General features: G+C 39.5%; 14 protein-coding genes. 10 read left to right on the top strand and 4 right to left on the bottom strand.

Going from position 1 to position 15,637, the window contains the following annotated elements:
* Positions 1-7: 7 nt before the first annotated feature.
* Positions 8-952 (bottom strand): D-2-hydroxyacid dehydrogenase, encoded by a 945-nt coding sequence (locus ACT3S9_RS12550; protein WP_441834375.1) that lies wholly within the window; start codon positions 950-952, stop codon positions 8-10.
* 92 nt (positions 953-1,044) lie between these two features.
* On the opposite strand from ACT3S9_RS12550, the gene zntR reads away from it, so the two are divergent.
* From zntR to ACT3S9_RS12515, 7 genes are all read left to right on the top strand, one after another.
* Positions 1,045-1,461, top strand: coding sequence for a Zn(2+)-responsive transcriptional regulator (zntR, locus tag ACT3S9_RS12545; protein WP_441834374.1), 417 nt, complete (start codon positions 1,045-1,047; stop codon positions 1,459-1,461).
* A complete protein-coding gene (locus ACT3S9_RS12540; RefSeq protein WP_441834373.1) occupies positions 1,445-2,557 on the top strand; it encodes an SO_0444 family Cu/Zn efflux transporter in 1,113 nt (370 codons plus the stop codon). The genes zntR and ACT3S9_RS12540 overlap by 17 nt, the downstream gene beginning before the upstream one ends.
* A gap of 161 nt (positions 2,558-2,718) precedes the next feature.
* Positions 2,719-3,846, top strand: coding sequence for a 1-acyl-sn-glycerol-3-phosphate acyltransferase (locus tag ACT3S9_RS12535; RefSeq protein WP_441834372.1), 1,128 nt, complete (start codon positions 2,719-2,721; stop codon positions 3,844-3,846).
* A 110-nt stretch (positions 3,847-3,956) separates the two neighbouring features.
* Positions 3,957-4,202 carry a DUF1289 domain-containing protein gene (locus ACT3S9_RS12530; protein WP_441834371.1) on the top strand — a complete coding sequence of 82 codons (246 nt, stop codon included), beginning with the start codon at positions 3,957-3,959 and terminating at the stop codon, positions 4,200-4,202.
* A 202-nt stretch (positions 4,203-4,404) separates the two neighbouring features.
* The gene (locus tag ACT3S9_RS12525; protein WP_441834370.1) at positions 4,405-4,608 is read left to right on the top strand and encodes a DUF3283 family protein; all 204 of its coding nucleotides are present in this window, start codon (positions 4,405-4,407) and stop codon (positions 4,606-4,608) included.
* On the top strand, positions 4,608-5,051 hold the full coding sequence (locus ACT3S9_RS12520) for a GNAT family N-acetyltransferase (RefSeq protein WP_441834369.1): 444 nt from the start codon (positions 4,608-4,610) through the stop codon (positions 5,049-5,051). Before ACT3S9_RS12525 ends, ACT3S9_RS12520 begins: the two co-directional genes overlap by 1 nt.
* Positions 5,048-9,550, top strand: coding sequence for an EAL domain-containing protein (locus tag ACT3S9_RS12515; RefSeq protein ID WP_444750956.1), 4,503 nt, complete (start codon positions 5,048-5,050; stop codon positions 9,548-9,550). The genes ACT3S9_RS12520 and ACT3S9_RS12515 overlap by 4 nt, the downstream gene beginning before the upstream one ends.
* 108 nt (positions 9,551-9,658) lie before the next feature.
* Here the strand turns inward: ACT3S9_RS12515 and ACT3S9_RS12510 are convergent, their stop codons facing one another.
* Entirely contained in the window at positions 9,659-12,328 is a 2,670-nt protein-coding gene (locus ACT3S9_RS12510; RefSeq protein WP_441834367.1) for a bifunctional acetate--CoA ligase family protein/GNAT family N-acetyltransferase, read from the bottom strand.
* 103 nt (positions 12,329-12,431) lie between these two features.
* Between ACT3S9_RS12510 and ACT3S9_RS12505 the strand changes: the two genes are divergently transcribed.
* Positions 12,432-13,148, top strand: coding sequence for an SIMPL domain-containing protein (locus ACT3S9_RS12505; RefSeq protein WP_441834366.1), 717 nt, complete (start codon positions 12,432-12,434; stop codon positions 13,146-13,148).
* 61 nt (positions 13,149-13,209) lie between these two features.
* Here ACT3S9_RS12505 and ACT3S9_RS12500 read toward each other — a convergent pair whose 3' ends face one another.
* A complete protein-coding gene (locus tag ACT3S9_RS12500; protein WP_441834365.1) occupies positions 13,210-13,377 on the bottom strand; it encodes a hypothetical protein in 168 nt (55 codons plus the stop codon).
* 150 nt (positions 13,378-13,527) lie between these two features.
* Here ACT3S9_RS12500 and ampD point away from each other — a divergent pair, with 150 nt between their 5' ends.
* Together ampD and ampE are read left to right on the top strand one after the other, a co-directional pair.
* Positions 13,528-14,082, top strand: a complete 555-nt coding sequence (ampD, locus tag ACT3S9_RS12495) for a 1,6-anhydro-N-acetylmuramyl-L-alanine amidase AmpD (protein ID WP_441992698.1) — start codon at positions 13,528-13,530, stop codon at positions 14,080-14,082.
* A gap of 7 nt (positions 14,083-14,089) precedes the next feature.
* A complete protein-coding gene (ampE, locus tag ACT3S9_RS12490) occupies positions 14,090-14,941 on the top strand; it encodes a beta-lactamase regulator AmpE (RefSeq protein WP_441992699.1) in 852 nt (283 codons plus the stop codon).
* Positions 14,942-15,045: 104 nt separating this feature from the next.
* On the opposite strand, the gene msrA is transcribed toward ampE, so the two are convergent.
* A complete protein-coding gene (msrA, locus tag ACT3S9_RS12485) occupies positions 15,046-15,579 on the bottom strand; it encodes a peptide-methionine (S)-S-oxide reductase MsrA (RefSeq protein ID WP_441992700.1) in 534 nt (177 codons plus the stop codon).
* Positions 15,580-15,637: the final 58 nt, after the last annotated feature.

Raw genomic sequence — 15,637 nt, 5'->3', positions numbered from 1 at the left:
TAGTCAATTAAACGAGCCTATTACGTGCTTCACTTTGTTCAAAGGCTTTAATATTAAGTGCAATTTCCGCAATCAGTCGGGCAATTGACTGTTTACTTGCCCACGCAATATGCGGAGTAAGTAATAAGTTATCACCACGGTATTGAGCTAAAGGGTTATCCGCTTGAGCGGGTTCTTTTGAAAGCACATCAACGCCAGCGCCAGCTATTTCGTTACTGGCTAGTGCCTGAGCTAAGTCGGCTTCATTTATAATACCGCCGCGGGCTGTGTTAATTAAAATTGCGGTTGGTTTCATCATCTGCAATTCTTTTGTGCTTATTAAGTCTCGACTTTGCTCGGTAAGTGGGCAATGAACACTAATAATATCAGCCTCTGTAATTGCTTGATTAAACTCAGTTCGACCTTCGCGGGTTGGAGTATCTTTACGTTCTGCGATGATAACCGTTAGGCCAAATGCTTGTGCAACATTAGCAACGGCTTTACCAAGGGAGCCATAACCGACAATAGCGAGAGTTTTATCGCTCATATCTTCAAAGCTGTAGTCTAAGCGACAAAACATATTACTTTGTTGCCAAGCCCCTTGCTGGCAATCGTTAATGTAACGATGGGTGTTGCCCAGTAAGTTAGTGATTAAAGCAAAGGTGTGTTGTACTACAGAGGGTGTTGAATACCCAGCAACATTAGTAACGCCTATACCTAGTTCTTCAGCGGCCTCTAAGTCAATATTATTGGTGCCTGTTGCTGCTACACAAATAAGTTTAAGTTTAGGTAATTGGCTCATAGTATCGCGGTTTAGCACAACTTTATTGGTGATCAATATTTCAGCATTTTGGCTGTGTTCTATAACATCTTCGGGGGTTGTTAAGTCAAAGCAAGTCACCGTCCCTAGATTCTCAATTTTGGTTAGTGGGCTTTTAGCAAGAGTTGCCGTATCAAGTACCGTAATATTCATTGGCTGTTCCTTTAAATGTTTTTATTTGTTGACCTTGGTGTTAACTCTAAGGTTTATGCTTGTACATATTGATAATATCTTAATTGGAGATAATGGTGAAAATAGGCGAATTTGCTAACCAGCTAGGTATCTCAACCGATACGCTAAGATACTATGAAAAACAGGGTTTGTTAATGATCACGGCAAGAACGCAAGCGGGTTATCGTGATTATAGTAAAGCAGACATTATACAAATGAAATTTATAGTGCGCGCTAAAAATGTTGGTTTTAGCTTGTCAGAAATAAAAGAGCTACTACAAATTAAGTTTCATAAAAATCAGCATTCGTGCCATGAAGTGAAGAGGCTAACAATACATAAACGCGATGTAGTCGCTGAACGTATCGCTGAGCTTACACGATTTCATCAGTCATTATCGTTACTAGCCGATAAATGTTGTGGCGGTGAAGAGCCAGCTGATAGCTGCTCAATACTCACCGCGCTGGAGGATATAGATGAACTTACTAATTAATTTCTGGGAACTATTTTTGATCTCTGCACCGTGGTTGATGTTGGGGTTATTTATTGCCGGGCTACTTAATGTTTATTTACCCGTGAACTTTTTAAATAAACACTTAGGTAAAGAAGGGCTTTGGACGACCATAAAGGCTGCATTAATTGGTGCGCCCATGCCGCTTTGCTCATGTGGGGTAATTCCCGCTGCTATTGGTCTAAGACGAGCTGGCGCATCAAAAAGTGCCACCACTGCGTTTTTAGTTTCTACTCCTGAAACTGGGGTGGATTCGGTATCCGTCTCTTATGTGTTACTGGGGCCCTTTATGGCCGTAATTCGCCCGGTTGCAGCTATATGTAGCGCAATTACCGCAGGTGTATTGGTGGGGCGTGATACATCAAATGAAACACAAAAGCAGACTCATTCCAAACCAGACTTTGCAGATGAGTCTGAATATGAAGCCGCAAGTAATTGCTGCTCATCAACAGAAAAAGTTGAGCCAGAATCCAGTTGTTGTACATCAACGGTAGCATCTGTTAGCCAGTGGCATAAGTTTAAGCAGGCGATTAACTTTAGTTGTAATAAGTTACTTTCAGATACTATGAAGTGGCTAATGATTGGTTTGTTTTTTGCGGCCTTAGTGCAAACTTTTGTGCCTGAATCATTTTTAACTCAGTGGGGGAGCGGTATACTCGCTATGTTGGTGGTGATCTCAGTTAGTATTCCGATGTATATTTGCGCCACAGCCTCTACGCCGATTGCAGCGGGGCTCTTATTAAGTGGCGTTTCACCCGGTGCGGTGCTGGTGTTTATGTTGGCAGGCCCCGCAACCAATATTGCCACACTAGGTGTGGTTGCAAATGAACTCGGAAAACGAGCCGTAGTTGCCTATTTAATAGGGGTTATAGGTGTTGCGTTATTATTTGGCTTTTTAACCGATTATTTAGTCACTGAATTTGGCTTTGTAGTGAGCCCATTATTAGGTGAAGAACAGGCGGTATTGCCTCATTGGTTAAGTATGCTAAGCGGCGTAATTTTAATGGCACTTATACTACGGTTGGTGGTCAAAGGGATAACCAAAAAATATCAAAATACGGATGAGATCATTTCGTAAGTTTTGTTATTAAAAACATTTAAGGCATGCGTGGGTGGTTTGGGTATAAATTGTGGCTATATTAATGACTTGGTTCGCATTTCAGATTGTCTGAGTTATAATCACCCCAACTATAAACGGTGCGCTTTGGCGTACCGTTTTTTAACTTTATAGAAGTAGTAATGAGTGAATTAGTGGATAAATACGCCGATATTAGACCTTACAATGATGACGAGGTAGCCGACTCAGTTACACGTTTGATTAATGATAATGCGTTTGTTGACGTGCTCGCTAAGTATAATCTGCCGCGTTTTCTTTCATCCTTTCCTTTTTTAACGCGTCCTTTGGTACGTAGCCAATTACGTAAAAAGTGGGGAAAACTTAACAGTGTAGAGCAAGTTCAGCAAGAAGTAGCTCAATATTTAAGCTTGTTAGTTAAGCGCACGACCTCAGAGGTGACTTTTTCAGGTTTGGACGGGCTTAACCCTAAGCAAGCGTATTTATTTATATCAAACCATCGCGATATTGTACTCGACCCTGCGCTTATTAATTGGGGCTTATTCAGTCATAAAATGAAAACAGTGCGTATTGCGATTGGTGACAATTTATTGCAACGACCATTTATTACTGAGCTGATGCGGCTAAATAAAAGTTTTATAGTAAAGCGTTCAGCTAAAGCACCTAAAGAAATGCTGAAAGCATTATCGCAACTTTCAGCTTATATTTATGATTCATTAATGGGAGGCAATTCTATTTGGATTGCCCAAAAAGAAGGCCGAGCAAAAGATGGTCTTGATCAAACTGATCCGGCGCTTTTAAAAATGTTACAACTACAAGGGCGCAAGCAAAAGAAAGAGTTTGCTGACTACGTTCGTGAACTAAAAATTGTGCCTGTGTCTATTTCGTATCAATACGAGCCATGTGCTATCGCTAAAGCTAAAGAGCTTCATCATAAACAGAACCATGGGCAATATGTTAAATCTGCCGGCGAAGACATAGCCAGTATTGTTGAAGGCTTTAGTAGTGCTAAAGGGCATGTGCATTTAGCGTTTGGACAACCGATTGAATCAGGTTGTGAATCGCCAGAAGAGCTGGCTAAAACTATTGATAAGCAAATTATTAACTCGTTTTTTTTACACCCAGGTAATTATATTGCTGGTGGCTGTAAGCAAGCGGTGATTGATAAAAATGATGCGACTAAATTTGAGCAACGTATGAGTAAGGTGCCTGATGAACTCAAGCCCTTAGTAATGGCTATGTATGCCAAACCATTTCATCGTAAAGCAGAGATTTCTAATAGCGAACCTTAATTTAACTTATTACTATGAATTAAGTCACTTTAAGGTGGCTTTTTTTTTGACTAATTTTCGCGCTATACTGAAATGACCTATTTAGTCTTGTGTGGATTTAAATCAAAATAATGCAACAAATTGAAATATTTGATATTCCAAGTCCATGCAAGGGTATTTGCCAAGTTAATAATCGAGGTTATTGCAAGGGCTGTTATCGTAGCCGCGATGAGCGTTTTGGTTGGAATAACTTTAGTAATACTGAAAAGCGTAAAGTGGTTGTTTTGTGCCAGCAACGTTATAAGCGTTACTTACAAAAAAAGCAAAATAGCGAAAAAAATAAATCAGCACCGCAACAAGATGGCTTTGATTTTTAATCTAAATTATAAAGTTTGCACCTGTTGAAAACGCCACGGATCTACTTTTGACCTAGAACCTTGTAAGTTAAACCTGTTGAGGTTGTTAACTTTTTAATTGGTTTTATGTTTGAGGTGCTTTAATAGTAGCGCAAACTCGCATCTTATGGTGGTTTGGGTATACTCTTAGGTTCGTTATATTAGCAAAGTTAAAGTGTTTTTTATGTCATATAATTTATGTTTACTGCCCCGTGAGCAAAAGTATCAAATTCAACTTGATTATGAAGCCTCATTTTGGGCGTATCAAATAAAGCGAAATAAAAATACCCGTGAACAAGTCTATAACACGATTAATAGCAGGCCTATTGCTGAGCAGACCTTTTTAAAGCAGCAGTTTGAACAATACTTGGCATTGATGTTGAGTTAATGAGTAAACTGCGTTTTGAGCGTTTGGCGGCAATTAAAACACCGCTAGTCAATAAGTTTTACACGGCTCATAACGCTCGTGGTCGCGCCAATAAGCAAGACCAAGTATGGGTTGCTTACCATGGACATGAAATAATAGCCGCGTGTCGTATTCAACATCGACAGAGCTACTTATTTTTATCAACCTTGCTAGTTGCACCACCTTGGCGCCGTCAGCAGGTAGCTCAACAACTTCTACAGGTTATATTAAGCGAGCAACAGCAAGTGGTATATACTTTTTCGTATCGCAATGTTGTTGCGCTATATAGCGGGCTTGGCTTTATCGTTACAACAGATTTACCAGAGGTATTTGAGGTACTTTATAACAGCTATAAAAACCGTAATATTATCCCTATGAGTTATCACCCGATAATTTTATCTACTGCATCACCGGATTATAAATGAATCAATTTGTTAGCGTATTTTTGACTATAGGTTTATATATCAGCCTTACGTTGACAAGTATCGAAGTGGTAGCTGAAGTAAAACGGTTATCCCCTACAGAGGGGCTTTCTCAGAGTTATGTAAATACCTTGGTTATTGATAATAAAGGGTATTTGTGGCTTTCGACAGAAGGCGGACTGAATCGCTATGATGGCTATCAAGTGGTGCATGTTGAGGGTCCTAACGGCGAGTTAGATGAAGTAATTATTGATCGGATTTATCAAGATCCGCAGGGTAATATCTGGATAGCTTCATTGCTTGCGGGATTATTTAGGTATGATCCCAAAAACGATATTTATAATCAGTTTTTATCAAAACCCCTATCTGAAGAACAAATATTTCAGCAATCCGTTTTTAGTATGTTAGCAGTTGATGATAAAACGCTATGGATAGGACGTGGTGGTGACTTTGCAAAGTTAGATGTAGAAACAGGTGAAATAGACACTATTTTTGAGCTGCCTAATCGAAAAGATAGCACTATTATACGTGCGCTTTTTCATTATCAAGGCTATATTTTTATTGGCACCAGTGATGGCGGTTTTGTTTATGATATTGCAACTAATGAGTATCGTAAATTTGAACACCTTACTGGCGAACCTACTCACGCTTACCAAAACTATATTAAATCTTTTGCACTGGCCGAAAACGATAAACTGCTTGTTGGAACTGTTCGCGGACTTTATGAAGTCGATATTAGTAATATAGCGGCCCTATTTGGTTCGACCAATCAAACTCTTCAGAATAAAGTGCTGCTACCTAACTTAAATATTTGGCAAATTATAAACGAGCAGGGAGTTCTTGATTTAGGTACGGATAAGGGGTTGTTCAAGTATAACTTAACAACCACAAAGCTGACTAAAGATGAACGTATAAATAAAAGTAAGTATACGCTATCTGATAACAGTATTATTGATATAGTAAAAGACAGTTCAGGGGGGATTTGGGCTGGGACTAAAAGTGATGGTGCTTTTTATCTTCCTTCGGATAATTATCACTTTGAAAATGTCGATGGCAGTAAAGTTAAAGGTGATGGACTTTCACATAGCTCCATTTGGGGGATCACTGAGTTTGAAGATAGACTTTGGCTGGCAACGCATAATGGTTTAACCGTAATTGATTTAAACAGCTATCAAAGCAAAGTTTATTTGAAAAATTATCAAGTGGATTTATTTACTACAGAGTTTAGCATTTATAAAGTAATGCCTTATAAGGATAAGCTATGGCTGCATACTAACCGAGGGTTATTTCAATTTGATCCAAAAACGGCACAGGTGAGTGCGCCGCCATTAAAAGATCCTAGTCAGCGTACACAAATAAAAGAGTGGGTACATGGTGTTACGTTAATGCCTAATGGTGAGTTATTTTATGTACATCCAGATTATGGCATGTTCGTTTATAATATTAATAATCAAACGATAACTCAGTTAGGTGGTGAGTTTGACAATTTTGACCCCTTTTTAGCGTATGGCTTTTTAGCTCCGCTTTCAACTAAGCCAACATCACCGTTATTTTATAATGCTGGGATTTTATATCAAGTTGATAGCCATGATTTTTCACTGACCAAAATTTATACCATACCAAAGCAGCATGATAATGTGGCTATTAATGTGATGTCATATATTGTAGATAATAACAATGTGTTATGGCTTTCGTTATCTAACTTTGGCCTTATTGGTCTTGATGCCAACACCTATGAGCATATTCACACCATTGATTTAGATAAGCATAAATTAGGTACATTGCTATATGACATGGTACTTGATGAAAAAGGTATGATTTGGATGAGTAGCCATAAAGGTGTGTGGCGATTTAATCCTGAAAATAAGCACTTTCAACAATTTACTAGTGGCGAAGGGCTGGTATCAACTGAATTTAATAGTGGCGCATTTACACAATTAAAAAGTGGTCAAATTGTATATGGCTCTTTAAAGGGAATTACTTATTTTTACCCATTAGATAACTACCCTAAGCATGATTTAATTGATCGGGTAAACATTACTAGTATTGATTTAATGTCACGAAACCGCCGGCCTGAGTTAAAGCAATCTATTGATTCAATAACCTTAGCGCATGATGATATCGGTTTAGAAGTGGCTTTTTCTGCAATGGCGTTTAATTATCAAGAGCGCATAGTTTATGAGTACCAGCTTGCGGATGAACAAAAAACCTATACGCGCAACAATAACCGTGTGTTATTTCCTAAATTAAACCCCGGTAACTACCAGCTAAAAGTGTGGGCAAAAGACCCTCTAACCGGTAATTATACGCCGCCTGCTAATTTAGACATTATTGTTGATTACCCGCCGTGGCGAACGCCGCATTTTATTGCGCTTTATTTATTTATTACATTTTCCCTTATCGCAATTTGGATGATAAGGCGTCACCGTATCCAGAAAATACTATTAACCGCACATAAACAAAGCAAAGAAAGTGAAGCAAGATTAAAACTGGCTCTCGAAGGAAGTCATTCAGGGGTGTGGGACTGGCAATCATCAAGTCCAATAATTTATCAGCCGCGTTTAAAAAACGAGTTAGGTTATCAGAGTGAGTCGGCTAACTTAGATGGTTATTTAGCAAAAATTCACCCGCAAGATAAGCAAAACTTTCGCTTGGAGTGGTTGGAGTTTTTATCAACCGATAAAGGCTACTTTAATTGTACTTATCGTTTACGTCATGCCGAAGGCGAGTGGCGCTGGTATAAAGACTTTGGGAAAGTGATCGAGTGGCAACAAAACACGCCTCTTAAGGTTGCGGGTACGTATACCAATATGACTCGAGAGTTGGTTTTTGCTGAGCACGCCAGGTTATTCGGTGCAGCCTTTGAGCAAACTCGTGATTGGGTATTTATTCTCGATAAAAACCTGCGCATACTTGCGACAAATAAAGCATTACAAAGCGCTTTTAACTTTCCTAGAGATTTTCGTTCTAGTCGTCATTTAAAATTGGGGCTGGGTTTACGAACCCGAATTCATTACTTAAGAATTATGCAAAAGCTTGCTGTTAGTGAGCACTTTTCACTAGAAGATACTGTGCAGCTAGCTAATGGTGATAAACGCCAAGTGTTGATTAAAATTAGTGCTGTGGCAGGTAATAATAATCAGCTTGAGAGTTATGTTATTACTCTAACTGATATAAGTGCTCAAAAAACTGCAGAGCAAGAACTTAATTTATTAGTTAATTATGATGAATTAACGGGCTTACCCAAACGCACTATATTTTACGATCGCCTCGAACATGCTCTTGAACAAGCATCACGGCATAAGCGTAAAGTAGCGCTGTTAACCATTAATATTAAGCGCTTTAAACACTTCAATGACTCATTTGGCCATGAGACAGTTAGTGTAATAATTAAAAAAATAGCTGTGCGTATTCAAAGCTGTTTGCGCCCTCAAGACAGTGTTGCACGCTTTGAGGACGACAAATTTAAAGTACTTATTGAAGATACTCAGCAAATAGAAGAGATACTATTGCTCTGTGCTAAATTAATGCAAAGCAGTGTGCAACCCATTACGGTTAATGAGCGACATTTAAGTGTTAATTTAAGTATTGGTGTGGCGATTTATCCTGATGATGCCACTCAAGCCAAGGCATTAGTTAAAGCTACGGATATTGCTTTATATCATGCAAAGCAAAGTTTGGAGCCGTGCTATCAGTTTTATCATCAAGAAATGAATGAGCATGTGCAAAGGACGTTAAACCTAGAGTCACAATTGATAAAAGCTTATCACGAACATGAATTTTGTAATTATTATCAACCTATAGTGAACTCCTATACGACCCAAGTTGAGGGGGTGGAAGTTTTATTACGTTGGCCTGGTAATAAGCAATATCAAAACCAGGAGTTTGCCCTTGCAGCAGAAAAAATGGGGCTTATCACTAAAATTATGCTGCAAACTTTTGCGCGGGCGTTAATTGAGCTAAAGCAATGGCAAAAAATACAACCTGATTTGTATTTATCTATTAACTTGTCAGCGTTGGATTTTGAATGTAATGACTTAGTCGCTGAGATTGAAGCCCTATTAGTAAATGCTCAAATCCTTCCTCAAGCAGTGGTATTTGAAATCACCGAGTCAGTGATGATGCATGACTCTAAGCATGCATTAAAAAGCATGTTAAAATTAAAAAGCTTAGGCTGTCGGCTTTATATGGATGATTTTGGTACTGGTTATGCCTCATTGACCTACTTAAAACGCTTTCCAATTGACGTGCTTAAAATCGACCGTAGCTTGGTTAGTGATATTGGTAATGATGATGAAGCGATCATCAAATCAATTCTCGCACTGGCGCAAAGCTTAGGTTTAGAGTGTGTCGCAGAAGGTGTTGAAAATACTTCACAGGTCGCATTCTTAAATGATTTTGGCTGTAGGGGCTATCAAGGGGGGTTATTTAGTAAACCCGTGCCAGGGGACGATGTAAGCCTGCTACTTTCTAAGCCGTGGGGTAATATTTTTAATCTGTAAGTTAACCTTACTTTATACGCACTTTTTCAAGATTTTCGCATTTCCTCCAGTAAAAGGTTGCAGTAACAGCGTGGTATGTTGACGTAGTATTATCACTTGCGGCTCAGTTTATGTAGTTGTTAAATCTAGGTGCATATTTATGCTGCCTTCCTCAAAGTCGCGGCTAATAACAAAGCCAAGCTTGCGTGCCAGTTCAATCATTCCGGTGTTTTCTGGTAAGGTAATACCTGAAATTTCTTGTACGCCTTGGCTTTGGCAGTGACTGATTGCAGCATTCATTAATATCTTACCTAGTCCTAAGCCTTGGCTTTTAGAGCCCACCACAATAGCAAATTCCGCGTGTAGTTTATCAGGGTCGAGTAACACGCGTGATACACCTAAGGTTTGGCTCTGCCCTTGATTATTTTGAGTGACAATAAACGCCATTTCTCGGTCGTAATCAATCTGAGTCATTTTAGCGAGTTGATCATGATTAAACTGCGGAAGCTCGCCAAAAAATCGTTTATAACGATCTTCTTTTGCTAATGAGCGATCAAATATCTGATGAGCTTTTTCATCTTCTGGCTTAATTGGCCTGAGAGTCGCCTCAGTATTGTTTTTTAAAGTGATTTTTTGCACTAGTTCAATAGGGTAAGGGCGAATTGATAGTCGTTTACGATGTGATTGAATTTTGTAACGGCTTAAGGCCATGCTCGCATCAAGCACTAAAAGCTGCCCGCTGCTGGCAAGAATTGGATTTAACTCCAAAGAAGTAATATCAGGTTGGTCAATTATCAGCTGAGAGACGCGGGTTAGTAACGCACAAAGCCGATATTTATCAACTTTATTAGGTAATATACGCTCTTTTAACACTCCTTTATCGTGCGCTGCAGCAATTAAGTATTTTGCTAAGTTCATATTAAGTGGCGGCAATGCCACTGCTGCTTGTGCAGACTCTAGCCCTGTTCCAGCCTCACCGAGTAAAATAACAGGGCCAAAGTTAGGCTCGGTTTTAATTGCAACACGAAGCTCATTTGCACCTGCGCGCGGCGCCATTTTTTGCAGTGAAAAACCTTCAATAATTGCATCTGGATAAGTATTTTTAATTCGTAACAGCATTGCAAAAGCCGTTTGCTCAACTTCTTGTGCATCATTTAAATTAAGCACCACACCACCGACTTCTGATTTTGATGCAATACTAGGACTAATTAGTTTTAATGCTACCGGAAAGCCAAGCTCTATAGCATGTTCTTTTGCCTCGGTTGGGGTATAGGCAATTTCAGTTTGAATACAATCAATACCGTAATGGCTTAATATTTGGCTTGCTTGATGAGTTGATAAGTAATTTTGTTGCTGTTCAATAAATTCATTAACTAACTGTTTAGCCGCGGGTTTATTAATCTGCTTATCATCAGTATTTGACTCTGGCGTTTGTGTTAAATGTTTTTGGTTACGACGGTAACTCACTAAATGCATAAATGCGCCAACTGCACCTTCAGGGGTACGATAAGTTGGTATAGCATTATAAGTGCAAACCTTTCTGGCCGGGTAGGCGGCATCTTCGCCCATAAAATTAGTCATGACATAAGGGCGCGCCATGGGGGGCTGTTTACGCAGTGTTTCGACAATAATTTTTGCGTAATCCTCACTGGGAGCAAGGGCCGAAGGAGTATGAATAATAAGTAAGTTTTTTACTTCTTCGGCGTGTAATAAAATTTCTAGGGCTTTTTTATAGCGCTCAGGTGCAGAGTCGCCAAAAATATCGACTGGGTTTGAGGTCATTTCAGATTGTGGAATAACTTTATTCAGCGCAGCACGTGTTTGCTCGCTAAGTTCAGCTAACTTTCCTGAGCTTTGTAGTAAGCTATCAACTGCCATAACGCCTGGGCCGCCGCCATTCGTTAAAATAGTCAGGTGCTCAACCTTTAAGAGTTTTGGATGCATAGCAAGTGTTTGTGTGGCAGCAAAAAGCTCTCGTAAGTCATTTACTCTTAACATACCGGCGCGTTGAAATAAGGCATCATAAACGGCATCTGAGTTATGTTGTCCATCAGAGTGGTTTTCTAAAGATCCAGTAGTCGTTTTACCGGTTTTAATAGCAATTACAGGTTTACTAAAGGCAGCAGCTCGAGCAGCTGATATAAAGCTGCGAATGTCATCTATATTATCGATATACAGTAAAATGGCTTTGGTTTTTGAGTCACGCCCTAAAAAATCAAGCAATTCGTCAAAGTCGATATCTAAGCAATCCCCAACAGATAAAAAATACGAAAAGCCAATTTCTTTATTCTTAGCCCAGTCTAAAATTGTTGAGCATACCGCTGCTGATTGCGATACAAACGCAAGCTTGCCCGCGCTTGCCACCGTATGAGAAAAGCTGGCATTAAGTCCTAAGTGAGGGATCAGCAGCCCCAAACTATTTGAACCTAAAATTGATACTTTTGCGTTGTTAGCCGCTTGTGTGAGTTGGTTTTTTTGTTCATTATTAAGGCCATCGGCAATGATAATGGCATTTTTACAACCCAGCTTACCGAGTTCGCTAATTATATTGACTAAGGTATGTTTGTTTGTACAAATAACAGCCAGGTCAGGGACTTTAGGTAACGCTTTAATCGTTGGGTAAGCCAGTACACCGCGTACCGCGTTATGGTTTGGGCTTACGGGCATAATAGGGCCATTAAACCCACCTTGTAGTAAGTTTCTCATCACTACAAAGCCTGCTCGCGCAGGGTTATTAGAAGCGCCAATTACGGCTACTGAAGTGGGAGTAAAAAATTGATTAATACGCTTTACGCTCATTGCCTGTCCTGTGCAGCTATTTTGCTTTATTTAATGTAACCTGTTTAAAGGTTTTTTTCGAGTTTCATGGGTATGATCCATAATCTATATCACGGAGTAAAAAATGAATACCAAACATTATTACCCTTTAGCTATTGCTGCTGTCGCTTTTATGTTGGGACTGCTTGGCTTAGGGCTTATTTTAAAAAGTGCCGCCTTAGATGTTAAGTCGATGGAGCGAAGCGTTCAAGTTAAAGGGTTGGCTGAGCGAGAAGTCATAGCTGATACGGTTATTTGGCCTATCCAATTTAGCGATGCTGATAATGACCTCGTGGCGTTGGTTGACCGCATTGAGCAAAAAAATGACGCAGTGCAGGCATTCTTAAAATTACATGGTTTTGATGACGCTGAAATATCAGCATCAACACAGTCAATTATTGATAAACAAGCGCGTGAGTACGGCGGCGAAAACCAGAAGTTTAGGTATGTTGGGCGCGTTAATGTATCTGTGCACTCTAACGACCCCGAAAAAGTTCAGCATGCGTTGAGTAAAATAACCGAGCTGGCAAAGCAGGGTATTGCTATTGTACAAGATAACTACGAAACGCGAGTACAGTATTTATTTACTGGGCTTAACGATATTAAACCGGCAATGGTTCAAAAGGCCACCGAAAAAGCCCGTGAGGTCGCACTTAAGTTTGCTAAAGATTCACAGTCTCAGCTTGGTAAAATAAAAACTGCGCGCCAAGGGTTATTTAGTATTAATGATCGCGACTCAACCACACCGCAAATTAAAAAAGTACGTGTCGTCAGTAGTGTTGAATATTACTTATCGGATTAAAGCTGAAACCTTATAAGTCGCTTGTTATAAGTAAATGCTTGTTGACTAAGTAAGTGTGTCGCTACATTTTGCAAAAGCTGTATTTTGCTTCCACGCGTTGGGCACTTAAGTATAAGTGCTCAAGCTCGGCGCTTTGTTGGTGAACATTAAAGGCTTTAAAATCATTTTCGAGTGCTGACAATGGGTGGTGCTGCAAACGCTCATTAAGTTGTTTAGTACATAATTCCATTACTATCTTATGCCACTGTATTATTTCATTGTATTTTTCCTAGCGTATATCTTGAAAAAATGCAGCTGGGTCAACTCACTTTGGCTTAGCTATCATTATGACGTTAAATCAATTAGCATAAACCCATTAATGTAATATTCATGTTTTATTATGAGAATTAGTCAACTAGGTGTTTTATCCAGTGCTTTGCAGCGCCCTTGTACACATTATGACGAGCGTCCAGAGCAAACCAATATATCATTGCTAGTGATCCATAATATTTCATTGCCAGCAGGGCAGTTTGCAACGCCCTACGTTGATGATTTATTTATGGGCTGTATAGATTGTAGTGCCGAACCAGGCTTTACCGACTTGAGAGGTTTACGGGTCTCTGCCCATTGCTTTATTAAGCGCACAGGTGAAGTAGTTCAATATGTGCCATTTTTAAAGCGCGCTTGGCATGCAGGCAACTCTGAGTTTGCAGGACAAAGCCAATGTAATGATTTTAGTATTGGTATTGAGCTTGAAGGAACCGATATTACGCCTTATACCCAAGCGCAATATAATGCATTACAATCTATAACTAAATTATTAATGAAAACTTACCCTGCAATTACCCTTGAACGTATCGTGGGTCATTGTGATATTGCACCAGGGCGTAAAACTGATCCTGGTGAAAGTTTTAACTGGCAGTACTTTTTGGCCGCCTTAAAAAGCGTTGAGTGAGAATACTATGATTTTAATTTCTATCATTATCGCGTTAGTTTTAGAGCGTTTAGGTGCACGTTCAAACTATTGGCAAATTAGTTACTATGGGCAAGGTTATCTAGCACGTTCGCAAAAGTTACTTTCAGAAAAGGGGGTGTTTAACTCCCCTGCGGGCTTTGTTGTTTGGTTATTGTTACCTGTAGTTGCCGTTGCATTGCTATATGTTTTTTTAGATTTTGTAATTTGGCAGTTACTAATTAATGTTGTGGTTTTATTGGTGTGTTTTGGCTGTGCTAAACACCGTGCGTTATATAAGTCTTATTTAAATGCGCTTACTCGGGATGATAACGAAGCCGCCACTTTGTACGCCTACCAAATGGGCCAAAAGCATACCGCAGGTGAAGAAAATGGCGAAACATTTGGCCAGACTCTAGCATGGATAAACTTTCGTTTTTATTGCGCAGTGATATTTTGGTTTGTGGTTTTGGGCGCACCGGGAGCTGTTTTATATGCATTGGTACGTACCTTTGCCGATCTAGTTCGAGACGATCATCAGGTAGTTTTTGCAAAACACTTTAAGCTAATACATTCATTGTTATTCTGGCTAGATTGGTTGCCCGCACGAGTGGCCAGTTTTGGTTACTTGGTGATTGGTAACTTTAATAAAGGCACTAGTTGTTGGTTAAGGTATATTCTTGATTTTTCAGTGAGCAACCGCAAAGTAGTAACAAAGACTGCACTTGCAGCAGAACAAATAGAGCAGCAGCATTTTGGTTGTACTTATGAAGCGACCTGTATGATGCGATTAGTAAAGCGCAATGTGCTGTTTTACTTAGTATTGATAGCACTACTTACTTTATTTGGTGGCCTAGCTTAACAGTAGCAAATCATATAGTGATGTAAAAACGCAGTTTAATTTTAAGTGGCCTTCAATAGTTGGGCATTCCAAATTAGGCTGCGTTTTTGTTTTAAAATAAACGACTAAACTAAAAATTCGTCAAATAATTGTTCAAACTTTTGCAATTTCGGGGCTATTAATAAGCTGCAATAGCGCTGCTCTGGGTTTTCATTGTAGTAGTCTTGATGAAATTGTTCAGCGGGGTAATAAGTACTTGCAGAGCTTACCTCTGTAACAATTTTTTGCTCGCTTTTAGCGCTAAGCTCGTCAATATAATCGTGAGTTTTCTGATGTTGCTCTTGGTTGTGATAATAAACTACACTGCGGTACTGGGTGCCTACATCGTTGCCTTGGCGATTTAACTGTGTGGCATCATGCAAGGTGAAAAACATCGCTAATAAGGTATCAAAGCTTATTTTTTGGCTATCAAAGGTAATTTGTACCACCTCTGCATGGCCGCTGGTGCCAGAGCAAACTTGTTTGTAAGTCGGATCACTGGTGTCACCGCCGGTATAACCTGAGCTTACCGCTAATACACCTTTAACTCGTCTAAATGCGGCGTCAATACACCAAAAACAGCCGCCCCCGAAAGTTGCTATTTGCTTTGTTGTGCTCATTATATTCTCCAAAATAATATCGTTGCTTTAGTAGATAGCTTAAGGTGAAGATTGGTTT

Origin of the sequence: Pseudoalteromonas sp. AOP31-A2-14, from assembly GCF_052378035.1 — a bacterium.
Classification (GTDB): domain Bacteria; phylum Pseudomonadota; class Gammaproteobacteria; order Enterobacterales; family Alteromonadaceae; genus Pseudoalteromonas.
Note: the sequence above shows the minus strand (reverse complement) of the source record. Positions and strands in the feature narration are given on the sequence as shown.

Coding starts and splice junctions, on each gene's coding strand:
- ACT3S9_RS12550 (WP_441834375.1), bottom strand. CDS start 952: ATGAATATTACGGTACTTGATACGGCAACTCTTGCTAAAAGCCCACTA.
- zntR (WP_441834374.1), top strand. CDS start 1,045: ATGGTGAAAATAGGCGAATTTGCTAACCAGCTAGGTATCTCAACCGAT.
- ACT3S9_RS12540 (WP_441834373.1), top strand. CDS start 1,445: ATGAACTTACTAATTAATTTCTGGGAACTATTTTTGATCTCTGCACCG.
- ACT3S9_RS12535 (WP_441834372.1), top strand. CDS start 2,719: ATGAGTGAATTAGTGGATAAATACGCCGATATTAGACCTTACAATGAT.
- ACT3S9_RS12530 (WP_441834371.1), top strand. CDS start 3,957: ATGCAACAAATTGAAATATTTGATATTCCAAGTCCATGCAAGGGTATT.
- ACT3S9_RS12525 (WP_441834370.1), top strand. CDS start 4,405: ATGTCATATAATTTATGTTTACTGCCCCGTGAGCAAAAGTATCAAATT.
- ACT3S9_RS12520 (WP_441834369.1), top strand. CDS start 4,608: ATGAGTAAACTGCGTTTTGAGCGTTTGGCGGCAATTAAAACACCGCTA.
- ACT3S9_RS12515 (WP_444750956.1), top strand. CDS start 5,048: ATGAATCAATTTGTTAGCGTATTTTTGACTATAGGTTTATATATCAGC.
- ACT3S9_RS12510 (WP_441834367.1), bottom strand. CDS start 12,328: ATGAGCGTAAAGCGTATTAATCAATTTTTTACTCCCACTTCAGTAGCC.
- ACT3S9_RS12505 (WP_441834366.1), top strand. CDS start 12,432: ATGAATACCAAACATTATTACCCTTTAGCTATTGCTGCTGTCGCTTTT.
- ACT3S9_RS12500 (WP_441834365.1), bottom strand. CDS start 13,377: ATGGAATTATGTACTAAACAACTTAATGAGCGTTTGCAGCACCACCCA.
- ampD (WP_441992698.1), top strand. CDS start 13,528: ATGAGAATTAGTCAACTAGGTGTTTTATCCAGTGCTTTGCAGCGCCCT.
- ampE (WP_441992699.1), top strand. CDS start 14,090: ATGATTTTAATTTCTATCATTATCGCGTTAGTTTTAGAGCGTTTAGGT.
- msrA (WP_441992700.1), bottom strand. CDS start 15,579: ATGAGCACAACAAAGCAAATAGCAACTTTCGGGGGCGGCTGTTTTTGG.